The sequence below is a fragment of the Pseudorhodobacter sp. MZDSW-24AT genome (assembly GCF_002794355.1).
In the GTDB taxonomy this organism is placed as follows: Bacteria; Pseudomonadota; Alphaproteobacteria; order Rhodobacterales; family Rhodobacteraceae; genus Pseudotabrizicola.
The window spans coordinates 636233-648030 of sequence record NZ_PGOI01000008.1 but is presented as its reverse complement, the minus strand read 5'-3'; the positions used below and the strand labels follow the sequence as shown (position 1 = coordinate 648030).

Below are 11798 nucleotides of genomic sequence, written 5' to 3'. Positions count from 1 at the left end.
CGCAAAGGAAACGGGGAGCTGAAATGGCAGAAGACATCTATGCCAGAATTCGGGCGCTTATCGCGGAAGGGGCCTATATTGGCGGCGACAGTATTCCGGAAAGCGAACTGGCAACACGTCTTGGCGTAAGCCGCACCCCTGTCCGCGAGGCCATGCGCCGCTTGCAGGCCGAAGGCGTGATCCGCCGAGAAGCTTACCGGCGCGCTATCGTCGTAGATCTCGACCCCAATGAGGTGATCCATATTTTCACTGCGCGGGCAGCCTTGGAGCCGATTGCCGCTGGCATGGCCGTGCCCTTCGCCGATGTGGGCTTCATCGATGCCTTGCGCGATCTCCATGCAAGGATGGATTATGCCATCCTGCAGACAGACCCTGATCGGCGCGCCTATCGCGATTTGAACGCGCAGTTTCATCGGGTCATCTGGCGTCAGGGGGGCAATGCGATCTTCAGCGATCTGGTGAATATGGTGGCGCGCAAACCCGTGGTCAGCCCCACCTTCAACAACTGGACGCAAGCCGAGTTGATCCGCAGCAACCGGCAGCACGAAGATGTGGTTTCAGCGTTTGACGCACAGGATAAAGAGTGGGTCGAGGCTGCGATGCGGGCGCATCTGCTCAGTTCACGCGCGAATTACCGGCGCATCGGCACGACACATAAGGCAGATGCCCGGCAGGACGATTGGACCTACTCGGAAAGCGATCACGTCGCCCTTTAAGTTTGCTACTTAGGCCTAAAGTGGCGGCGTGTTTCGGGATCAGGCGCGCTGGCAGTCGCGAATCAACTGGCGCAGGCGTAAGACAGCGCCGCATACCTGACTGGCCAATTCTTGTGGGTCTTCGCAGGCTTTTCAGCGGAACAGCCCGCGTTTGGCAGGACCGATCAAGGCTCTGACCATGACTCAGCCACGGCACCGACAGAAAAGGTAATCCCCCCGGCGGTCGAGGTCATCAGGAAGATCAGGGAGCGGCCCACCGGCGTGGTGAATGAGAGACCTTTTGTATCGACAGCGTCCAGGCTGAAGTTCTGCACCCGGCTTATGTCTGCAAAGCACCTCATCACAGCCAATCCCGCCGCGGCGGTCCATGGCTATCGTTTCGTCGAGGCATGATCCTGCCTTGGCCCGCCGCTGCCCCGCTATTCTCCGCGGGGAAATCGCTTGTTTTCTTCCAGCACGTTCAGATCCATATGGTTGCGCATATAGCGTTCTGACGCAGCGCGCAGCGGCTGGTGGTCCCATGGGAAATAGGCCCCGTTGCGCAGCGCTTCATACACGACCCAGCGGCGGGCCTGGCTTTCGCGCACCGCGGCGTCAAAGCGGGGCAAATCCCAGCGGTGATCGGCGATCTTGCGGAAATGCGCCAGAATCTCGGCCGCGCGCGGATCGCTGGCAAGGTTTTCGCGCTCTTCCGGGTCAGAGGCGAGATCAAACAGTTGCTCGGGGTCGGCAGGGCAGCGAATGTATTTCCACGCGCCCTCTCGCAACGCGACCATCGGGGTAAGGGTGCCTTCGGCGGCGTATTCCATGGCCACCACGGGGCGGGTGCCGCCTGTGGCCATCGGCAAAAGATTGACCCCATCAGTCCAAGGGCTGACCTCGGCCATATCGACTCCGGCCAGCGCTGCCAGCGTCGGCGCAAGGTCGATGGTGGACACCGGATCGGTGATCAGCCCGGGCGTAAGATCCGGGGCTGAAATCATCAAAGGCACCCGCGCCGCGCCTTCAAAGAAGTTCATCTTGAACCACAGGCCACGCTCCCCCAGCATCTCGCCGTGATCTGACAGGAACACCACGATGGCTTCCTGTCGGGTGGCCTCGAGCACGGCGAAAATTTCGCCGATCTTGGCGTCGACGTAAGAGATGTTGGCAAAATAGCCTTGGCGCGCCCGGCGGATCTGATCGGCTGTGATGTCGAAGGCCCGCCAGTCGCAGGCCTCCATCAAACGCTGGGAATGCGGGTCCTGATCGGCATAAGGGATCGCCTCTGGCGGCTCCAGTTCGGGCACGCCCGTGTAAAGATCCCAATACTTGCGCCGCGCGACAAAAGGATCATGCGGATGCGTGAAGCTGACAGTCAGGCACCAAGGCCGGGCATCGCCTCCCCGCGACAGATCGTAAAGCTTCTGCACGGCCTGAAACGCCACATCGTCATCATATTCCAGCTGATTGGTGATCTCGGCCACACCGGCGCCAGTGACCGAGCCAAGGTTGTGATACCACCAGTCGATCCGCTCGCCGGGTTTGCGGTAATCGGGGGTCCAGCCGAAATCGGCGGGGTAGATATCCGTGGTCAGCCGGTCTTCAAAGCCGTGCAGCTGATCGGGCCCGACGAAATGCATCTTGCCCGAAAGTGCGGTGTAATAGCCTGCCCGCCGCAGATGATGGGCATAGGTGGGGATATCCGAGGCGAATTCGGCAGCATTGTCATAAACCCGCGTCCGGCTGGGCAGTTGCCCCGACATAAAGGACGCGCGCGCCGGGGCGCACAGCGGTGAGGCAGTGTAGCAATTCTGAAAACGCAAGGCATGGTCGGCCAGCCGTCGCAGATTGGGCGCGTGCAAAAACGGGGCAGGGCCGTCCGGAAACAGGGTCCCCGTGAGCTGATCGACCATGACCACCAGAATATTCGGGCGGTCGGTTTGTGGCGTCTGGGGGCTGGACATCGGCGGTATCCTTCTGGCTGGCACGTCGGCCCAAGCTTGCAAAGCGTGCCTTTCCTTGTCTTGATCACAGGCGACCCGCGCAAGCCAAATGCGCCACCATGGGGGATGCCTTGAAAACAGTAACGGACTTTCCGCGTTCGATCCGCGAGGTCGAGGACATGGGCATCGTGATGCCCGATGGCACCCGCCTTTCGGCACGGGTCTGGCTGCCTCAAGATGCGGCAGAGCATCCGGTGCCAGCCGTGCTGGAATACATTCCTTACCGCAAGCGGGATGGCACGCTGCCCCGCGATGAGCTGATGCACCCTTATGTTGCCGGCCACGGCTATGCCTGCGTGCGGGTCGATATGCGCGGCAATGGTGACAGTGACGGGCTGATGACAGATGAATACACGGCGCAGGAATTGCAGGATGCCTGCGATGTGATCGCATGGCTGGCCGCACAGCCGTGGTGCACGGGCGCAGTGGGCATGATGGGCAAAAGCTGGGGAGGCTTCAATTGTCTGCAAACCGCCTTTCTGCAGCCCCCTGCGCTCAAGGCGGTGATCTCGGTTTGCTCGACCACGGACCGTTTCGCCGATGATATCCATTTCAAGGGGGGCTGCCTTCTGGGCGAGAATTTCGGCTGGGGCGCGGTGATGCTGTCCTTCTCCAGCCGCCCCGCCGATCCCGCGCTGCGCCCCGATTGGCGCGCGGATTGGCTCCGGCGGCTGGAGGCTAATCCGTGGCTTGCGCCGCGCTGGGCCGCACATCAGGCGCGCGACGCCTATTGGCAGCATGGTTCCATCTGCGAGGATTTCGCACGCGTGCAGGTGCCGGTGCTGTCGATCGGGGGCTGGGCCGACAATTATATGAACACGGTCGATGCGCTGGTGCGCCATGTGGGCGCCAAAGGCATCATCGGCCCTTGGGTGCATCAATATCCGCACACGGCGGTGCCGGGCCCGGCCATCGGCTTTCTGCAAGAGGCGCTGCGCTGGTGGGACCGCTGGCTCAAGGGCCTGCCCAACGGGGCCGAGGCCGATCCGGCCATGCGCGCCTACATGCTGCACTCTGCCCCACCCGATGCCTCGGCCCGCCACCGCGCCGGGCATTGGGTGGCCGAGGCGGACTGGCCCAGCCCGCAGGTCACGGCGCAGGATCTGCATCTGGGTGTCACCGCAGACGGCGGCGGGATATTGGGGCAAGTCGAAACCTCAGGTTTTGAGCGGATTGTGTCGACAGCGCAACACCTTGGCCTCTGGGCGGGCGAGTTCTTTCCCATGGGTCTGAACGCGGAAATGCCCGGCGATCAGGCCCCGGATGACGCGCTCAGCCTCTGCTTTGACGGGCCGGTGCTGGACGCGCCCCTGTCGCTTCTGGGCGCCGCCCGCCTACGGTTGCGGCTGGCCTCGGACCAGCCGCTTGGCCTTGTGGTGGCGCGGCTGTGTGACGTGGCCCCGGATGGCACTTCGGTGCGCATCGCGCATGGGATGCTGAACCTTTGCCACCGTCACGATCGGGCCGCGCCAGAGCCGATGACGCCGGGCAAAGCGGAAGAGATTTCCTTCGATCTTGACCAGATGGCCTACCGCCTTTCCCCCGGCCATCGCCTGCGGCTGGCGCTGTCGAACAGCTACTGGCCTTTCCTCTGGCCCTCGCCCGCCAAAGCCCAACTGACATTGACCCAAGGCCGCCTGACCCTGCCCCTGCATCAGGGGGGCGACAGCTGGTCCCCGCCCGCGCCCGAGGCCGCAACGCCTTGGGCGCACCGGGTGTTGCGCAAGGGGCAATCGCGCCGCTGTGTCGAGACCGATCTGATCACCGGCGCCCGCGCGCTTTGCGTGCTGGAGGATGGGGGGGATGTCGAAAACCTGAGCCACGGGCTGTGCACGGGTGAGACGCTGACCGAACGCTGGGAAATCCACCCCGACGACCCGCTGAGCGCCCGCGCCACCCATGTCTGGGAGCAGCGCCTGTCGCGCGAGGCGTGGCGGGTGCGCACGCAGGTGACGGCGCAAATGTTTGGCGATGCGTCGCATCTGCACATGCATGCCACTTTGGCCGCTTGGGAAGGCGATGAGCTGATCTTTTCCCGTGATTTCAAGGAAAAGGTGCCGCGCCGCTTTGTCTGAAAAAATCGTGTGAAGGGCCACGAATCGTTGCCCGATGGCAAAACACCCGTTTCTATTGACTCACCAATCAACAAAACCGGGGTGGGAAAACCGCCGCCATTCAGGGAGACGACCAGAATGACAGATCCGCTTGACCGTATGATTGCTGCCGCCCAAGCAGGCCGGATGTCGCGCCGTGAGTTCGTGGGGCGCACCACCGCCTTGGGTCTTTCCGCAGGCTTGGCCTCGGCGTTGTTCACCAAGGCTGCGCATGCTCAGCCCAAGAAAGGCGGTCTGATCCGCATGGGGATGCAAGGGGGCGAGTCCACCAACAGCCTTGATCCCGCCCTTGCGGCCTCTGAAGTGCCCTTTGCCGTGAATTACACTTGGGGCGAGATGCTGGTGGATGTCAGCGCGGGCGGTGAAGTGGTCATGCGGATCGCCGAAGAGGTCAGCGCCAATGCCGATGCGACCGAATGGAAGTTCAAGATCCGCCAAGGCGTCGAGTTCCATAATGGCAAAACCGTCACCGCCGAAGACGTGGTCGCGACCTTGCGCCGTCACACCGATGAGAAATCGCAATCCGGCGCGCTGGGCATCGTGCAGGGCATCAGCGAGATGTCGGCCGAAGGCGATATGGTCACGCTGAAACTTGCCAGCGGCAACGCCGACCTGCCTTTCCTTCTGGCCGATTATCACCTTGTGATCCAACCCAACGGCGGCGTTGACAACCCGACCGAAGGGGTGGGCGCCGGGCCTTACAAGGTCGTGGTGCATGAACCGGGTGTGCGCCACGGGTTCGAGAAATTCGCCAACTATTTCGACGACACCATCGGCCACGCCGATCAGACCGAAATTCTGGTCATCAACGATGGCACTGCCCGCACCTCGGCGGTGCAATCGGGGCAGGTTCATATGATCAACCGCGTCGATCCCAAGATCGCCGAACTGCTCAAGCGCGCGCCGGGCGTGCAGGTGAAATCGGTGCCGGGACGCGGGCATTACGTGTTTATCATGCATTGCGACACGGCGCCGTTCGACAACAATGATCTGCGCACGGCCCTGAAATTGGCGATCAACCGTCAGGAAATGGTCGACAAGATCTTGGGCGGGCTGGGCAGCATCGGCAATGACTTTCCGATCAACGCCGCCTATCCGCTGTTTGATGACAGCATCCCGCAGCGTGAATACGATCCTGCCGCCGCCGCCGACCACTATGCCAAATCCGGCCATGACGGCAGCCCGATCATCCTTCAGGTGGCGCAAGGCGCTTTCCCGGGTGCGGTCGAAGCCGCCCAGCTTTTCCAGCAATCGGCCAATGCCGCCGGCATCCCGCTGGAAATCAAGCGCGAGCCTGATGATGGCTATTGGTCGAACGTCTGGAACGTGGCCCCCTTCTGCGCGAGCTACTGGGGCGGGCGACCGGTGCAGGACCAGATGTATGCCACAGCCTACCTCTCCACCGCCGACTGGAACGACACCCGGTTCAAGAACGCCAAGTTTGACGAATTGCTGCTTGCCGCTCGGGCCGAGCTGAACAGCGACACCCGCAAGGCCACCTATTCGGAAATGGCCAAAATGGTGCGCGACGAAGGCGGCCTGATCCTGCCGATGTTCAACGATTTCGTTGAGGCGGTGCGCGACGAGGTGCAGGGCTGGGAGCCCGACCCCAATGGCGAGCTGATGAACGGCCGTGCCCATGTCAAGTGCTGGCTGGCATAAGGGCCGGGGCGCGTGCATCCGGTCTTGACCTTGGTTGTCCAGCGCGTTGCGCTGGGCTTCCTTTTGTTGCTGGCGGTGTCAGCCGTGATCTTTCTGGGCGTCGCGGCGCTGCCGGGCGATACGGCGCAGGCCATTCTGGGCCAGTCGGCCACGCCGCAAGCGCTTGCCAATCTGCGCGCCGAAATGGGGTTGGATCAACCCCCGCTCACGCGCTATTTCAATTGGCTTGGCGGTGTCCTGACCGGCGATCTGGGAACCTCGATTTCCAACGGCACCGACATCGCCACGGCCATCGGGCAGCGTTTGGGCAATACGCTGTTTCTGGCGTTCTGGGCAGCGGTGATCTCGGTGCCGCTGGCCATCCTGCTGGGGCTGGTCGCCGCGCGTTACAACGGGCGCTGGCCGGATAAGCTGATCTCTGGCGTGACGCTGTCGACCATCAGCCTGCCCGAGTTTGTGGTGGGCTATCTGGTTCTGTATTTTCTGGCCGTCAAATGGCAGCTCTTCCCGTCGGTCGCCATGGTCTTTCCCGGTATGGGATTGATGGAGCGGCTGAACGCGGTGATCCTGCCGGTGATCGTGCTGGTGCTGGTGGTGCTGGCCCATATGATGCGCATGACACGGGCCGCGATCCTCAACGTGATGCAATCGGCCTATATCGAAACAGCCGAGCTGAAGGGCCTGTCGCCGATGAAGGTGATCTGGCGCCACGCCTTTCCCAATGCCATCGCACCGGTGGTGAATGTCGTGATGCTCAACCTTGCCTATCTGGTGGTGGGGGTCGTGGTGGTTGAGGTGGTCTTTGTCTACCCCGGCATGGGCCAGTATCTGGTGGACCATGTGGCCAAGCGCGACCTGCCGGTGGTGCAGGCGGTGGGGCTGATCTTTGCCGCTGTCTATATCGGGCTGAATATCCTTGCGGATGTGATCTCGATCCTTGCCAACCCAAGACTGAGGCACCCGAAATGAGGATACCTTTGTCCGCTCTGGTGGGGATGGTCTTCACCGGGGCTTTCTTCCTCGCCGCGATTCTGGCGCCGTTGATCGCGCCCTATGGCATGGCCGAGATCGTCGGCGGGGTCTGGGACCCGGCCTCTGGCGCGCATTTGCTGGGCACCGATGCCATCGGTCGCGACCTGCTGACCCGGATGATCTATGGCGGGCAAACCACGATTTTCGTGGCCTCTGCCGCGACGATCCTGAGTTTTACGCTTGGTTCTGTGCTTGGGTTTTCGGCTGCGGTCGCTGGCGGGTGGGTGGATCAGGGGCTCAGCCGCCTTGTCGATCTGGTCATGGCCATCCCGGCGCTGATCCTTGCTTTGGTGATCCTGTCGGTCTTGCCCGTCACGCTGACGGTGCTGATCCTTGTGATGGGTCTGCTGGATGCAACGCGGGTGTTCCGCTTGGCGCGCGCGGTGGCGGTGGACATCACGGTGATGGACTATGTCGAAGCGGCACGCCTGCGCGGGGAGGGCTGGGGGTGGATCATCTTCCGCGAGATCCTGCCGAATGCTTTGTCGCCCTTGGTGGCCGAACTGGGGTTGCGCTTTATTTTTGCGGTCCTGTTCATCTCGACCCTGTCTTTCCTGGGCCTGGGCGTGCAACCGCCGCTGGCCGATTGGGGCGGCATTGTGAAGGAGAACGCTTCGGGTCTGGTCTATGGCATCCCGGCGGCGCTGATCCCGGCCTTTGCCATCGCAGCGCTGGCGATCTCGGTCAATCTGGTGGCCGATTGGGTGCTGTCGCGCACGACCAGCCTGAAAGGGGGGCGCGGATGATCCTGACGCCTTGCGCAGCGGCTGCCCCCGGGGGGCTTCGCGCCCCCCAGACCCCCCGCGGAGTATTTGGAAAAGCTGCAAGTCAGGAGACACCGCATGGCTGACACCCTGTTGGACATTCGCAACCTGCGCATCGAGGCGACCTCTTATCCGCCGGGAGAACCACCGCGGGATGTGGTGTTGGTCGATGATGTCTCGGTGTCGGTCGACAAGGGGCGGGTGCTTGGCCTGATCGGGGAATCGGGGGCAGGCAAATCGACCATCGGCCTGTCGTCCATGGCCTATGGCCGGGGCGGCGTGCGTCTGACGGGGGGCACGATTGCGCTCAACGGGCGTGATATCCGGCTGGCCGACGCCAAAGCGCTGCGGGCCTTGCGCGGGCGCGAGGTGACTTATGTGGCGCAATCGGCAGCGGCGGCCTTCAACCCGGCGATTCCGCTGATGGATCAGGTGATCGAGACCAGCCTCCTGCACAAGGTGATGACCCGGGCCGAGGCCGAGGCGCGCGCGATCCTGCTCTTTCGCAAGCTGGGCCTGCCGAACCCCGAGCGGTTCGGCAAGCGGTACCCGCATCAGGTCTCGGGCGGGCAATTGCAGCGCGCGATGACGGCGATGGCGCTGTGCCCGAAGCCGGATCTGGTGATCTTTGACGAGCCGACCACGGCGCTGGATGTGACCACGCAGATCGAGGTGCTGGCCGCAATCAAAGAGGCCATCCGCGATACGGGGGTGGCGGCTCTTTACATCACACATGATCTCGCGGTTGTCGCGCAAGTGGCAGATGATATTCTGGTGTTGCGTCATGGCAAGCGCGTGGAATACGGGTCCACGGCGCAGATCATCACCGCCCCGGCCGAGCCTTATACGCAGGCACTGGTCTCGGTGCGCTCGCTCGACCATGTTGAGAAATCGGATGCGCCTGCGGTCTTGCAGATTCAAAACGTCACCGCGCGCTATCAGGGCACGTCTTTCGATGTGCTCAAGAACATCACGCTGGATCTGCCGGCCGGCCAGACCTTGGCGGTGGTCGGGGAGAGTGGATCGGGAAAATCGACGCTGGCCCGCGTGATCACCGGGCTTCTGCCGCCGGGGCAGGGTCAGATCCGCTTTGCCGGGCGCAACCTCGCGCCCGATCTTGCCGCGCGCAGCCGGGATGATCTGCGTGAGGTGCAGATGATCTATCAGATGGCCGACACCGCCATGAACCCGCGTCAAACCGTTGGCACCATTATCGGGCGCCCCTTGGAATTCTATTTTGGCCTGAAGGGAGAGGCCAAACGGGCCCGCGTGCAGGAGTTGCTCGATCAGATCGAAATGGGCAAGGGCTTCATTGATCGCTACCCGGCCGAGCTTTCCGGGGGGCAGAAACAACGGGTCTGCATCGCCCGTGCGCTTGCCGCCAAGCCCCGGCTCATCATCTGTGATGAGGTAACCTCGGCGCTGGACCCGTTGGTGGCCGACGGCATTCTCAAGCTTCTGCTTGACTTACAAGCGGCGGAGGGGGTGGCTTATCTCTTCATCACCCATGATCTGGCCACCGTGCGCGCCATCGCCGACCGGATTGCGGTGATGTATCGCGGCGAAGTCCGCCGTTATGGCAGCAAGACCGATGTTCTGGCCCCCCCTTATGACGCCTATACCGAACTTCTTCTGTCTTCGGTGCCGGACATGAAGCTCGGCTGGCTCGAAGGCGTGCTGGACAGCCGCAAGATGGCCGCCGCCGGGCATTAGGTCTGCCCGCAGGTCTTGCACCTTTCTGAAATACTCCCGCGCGGAGCGCATCCGGCATTGGCCGCGCGCGGACCATTTCAGAGCCAGCGTCACTGCGCGTAATCCGGCGCCTCGACCTCAAGGATCGCCCGGATCTCGCGCAGATGGTCATCGGCAAATCCGGGATAACTGTCCCATTCACGGGCCGTTTTCTCGGCAATCGCTTCAGGCAGAAGGCGCAGGGGGCGCCCGGTCTGCAGCGCGCGGATATAGGTTTCTGCGGCGCGCTCGAAGTAATAAAGCCGGTTGAAGGTTTCGGCGACCGTGCGGCCAATCACCAGCACACCGTGGTTGCCCATGATCAGCGTGGTGATCTTCGGGTCTGACAGCAGGCTGACACAGCGGGCGGCCTCGTCTTCAAAGGCCATTCCCCCATAGTGCTCGTCCACCACGCTGCGGTTGTGAAACATCGCCGTGGTCTGGTCGATCGCCGGCAGGCGGCTGTCGGCCAAGCTGGCCAGCACAGTGGCATGGATCGAATGCACATGCATCGCACAGACGGCATGTGGGCACGCCCGGTGAAGGCTTCCGTGCAGGCCCCAAGCGGTGGGGTCGGGCGCGTCGGGGCGCTGCAGCGTGGTCGGGTCATGGGCGTCGTTTTCGATTAGGCTGCTGGCGGTGATGCGGCTGAAATGACGCCCCGCCGGGTTGATCAGGAACCGGCTGCCATCCTCGCTGACCGAAAGGCTGAAATGGTTGGCGACCGCCTCATGCATGTTCAGCCGCGCGGTCCAGCGAAACGCGGCTGCCATGTCACAGCGTTCGGTCCAGTGCATCTGATGGGGCAAGCTGTTCATGAGCGGTCTCCAAACGGCCAACGTCCTGCGGCAAAAGCGGCGAGGGTGGATGTGACGCGCGCAAAACTTTCACGGGCGCGGGGCACGCGATGACGCGCGCGCAGATGCCCGTGGACAAGCCCCGTCTCGGTGAACGCGACGGCGCGGCCCCCGGCGGCAGTGATCCGGGCAGCATAGTCGACCGCATCATCGGCCAAAGGGTCGCAGGTCGCCGCAAGCGCGAGCGTTGGCGGCAGACCGCTGAAATCAGAACCCCGCAGCGGAAACGCGGTGGCATCGTCCCCCGCGGCGCCGCGAAGGCGGGCATAGAGGGCAACGTCTTCGGCGGTCAGCAGCGGCGCCCGTGCGTGGCGTCGGTGGCTGTCGCCCGCGCCCCCAAGGCCGGGATAGATCAGCACCTGTCCCAAGACGCGCGAACTGCGGAGCGTCGCGGCGACCGCAGCGGCCAGCGCGCCCCCGGCCGAGTCGCCCGCCAGCAAAAGATCTCCGGGTGTGGCCCGGACCACGGCGAGGCAATCCTCATAGGCCGCAGGATGCGGGTGTTCCGGACAAAGCCGGTAATCAACCGACAGCACCGTCAAGCCGGTTGTCGCGCTAATCTCAGCGCAGATATCGTCATGGCTGTGCAGCCCGCCGACAACAAAACCTCCGCCATGCAGATAGATCACGACCGGCCCGCGCCCAAGATAGCGACGGCAGGCAATCCCCGCCACTTGCGTCTCCTCCACGCGAATGTCTGGGGGGCGTCCTGCGTAAAACGCCCGGCACATGGCATCATAGGCGCGGCGCTGATCGGAAATCTCAGATCCCGCGCCTTCCGCTGCATAGGCGGCTTCGGTGGCACGGATGAACGCCCAAGTCGGGGCATCGATCAGGCTTTCGTAATCGAAAGCGGTCAACGTGGGGGGCGGCGGATCGGTCATTGCGCCAGTGTGGCGCGGGCGGGCGCGTGTCACAAGAAAGATTACCGCTGTCA

9 protein-coding genes are annotated in these 11798 nt (G+C 63.2%); 6 read left to right on the top strand and 3 right to left on the bottom strand.

The window, feature by feature from the left end:
- Nucleotides 1-23: 23 nt before the first annotated feature.
- Nucleotides 24-716 (top strand): GntR family transcriptional regulator, encoded by a 693-nt coding sequence (locus CUR21_RS12740; RefSeq protein ID WP_100197379.1) that lies wholly within the window; start codon nucleotides 24-26, stop codon nucleotides 714-716.
- 419 nt (nucleotides 717-1135) lie between these two features.
- Here CUR21_RS12740 and betC read toward each other — a convergent pair whose 3' ends face one another.
- Nucleotides 1136-2662: a choline-sulfatase gene (gene betC / locus CUR21_RS12735; RefSeq protein WP_100197378.1), complete on the bottom strand. Its 1527-nt coding sequence runs from the start codon at nucleotides 2660-2662 to the stop codon at nucleotides 1136-1138.
- A gap of 110 nt (nucleotides 2663-2772) precedes the next feature.
- Between betC and CUR21_RS12730 the strand changes: the two genes are divergently transcribed.
- From CUR21_RS12730 to CUR21_RS12710, 5 genes are all read left to right on the top strand, one after another.
- Nucleotides 2773-4776 carry a CocE/NonD family hydrolase gene (locus CUR21_RS12730; protein WP_255413785.1) on the top strand — a complete coding sequence of 668 codons (2004 nt, stop codon included), beginning with the start codon at nucleotides 2773-2775 and terminating at the stop codon, nucleotides 4774-4776.
- Nucleotides 4777-4893: 117 nt separating this feature from the next.
- Entirely contained in the window at nucleotides 4894-6477 is a 1584-nt protein-coding gene (locus tag CUR21_RS12725) for an ABC transporter substrate-binding protein (RefSeq protein ID WP_100197376.1), read from the top strand.
- A gap of 12 nt (nucleotides 6478-6489) precedes the next feature.
- The gene (locus CUR21_RS12720; RefSeq protein ID WP_100197375.1) at nucleotides 6490-7446 is read left to right on the top strand and encodes an ABC transporter permease; all 957 of its coding nucleotides are present in this window, start codon (nucleotides 6490-6492) and stop codon (nucleotides 7444-7446) included.
- Nucleotides 7443-8255 (top strand): ABC transporter permease, encoded by an 813-nt coding sequence (locus CUR21_RS12715; RefSeq protein ID WP_100197374.1) that lies wholly within the window; start codon nucleotides 7443-7445, stop codon nucleotides 8253-8255. The genes CUR21_RS12720 and CUR21_RS12715 overlap by 4 nt, the downstream gene beginning before the upstream one ends.
- Nucleotides 8256-8351: 96 nt before the next feature.
- Nucleotides 8352-9986: an ABC transporter ATP-binding protein gene (locus CUR21_RS12710; RefSeq protein WP_100197373.1), complete on the top strand. Its 1635-nt coding sequence runs from the start codon at nucleotides 8352-8354 to the stop codon at nucleotides 9984-9986.
- Between the two features lie 89 nt (nucleotides 9987-10075).
- Here the strand turns inward: CUR21_RS12710 and CUR21_RS12705 are convergent, their stop codons facing one another.
- The gene (locus CUR21_RS12705; RefSeq protein WP_100197372.1) at nucleotides 10076-10822 is read right to left on the bottom strand and encodes a class II aldolase and adducin N-terminal domain-containing protein; all 747 of its coding nucleotides are present in this window, start codon (nucleotides 10820-10822) and stop codon (nucleotides 10076-10078) included.
- A complete protein-coding gene (locus CUR21_RS12700) occupies nucleotides 10819-11745 on the bottom strand; it encodes an alpha/beta hydrolase fold domain-containing protein (protein WP_100197371.1) in 927 nt (308 codons plus the stop codon). Before CUR21_RS12700 ends, CUR21_RS12705 begins: the two co-directional genes overlap by 4 nt.
- Nucleotides 11746-11798 lie beyond the last annotated feature (53 nt).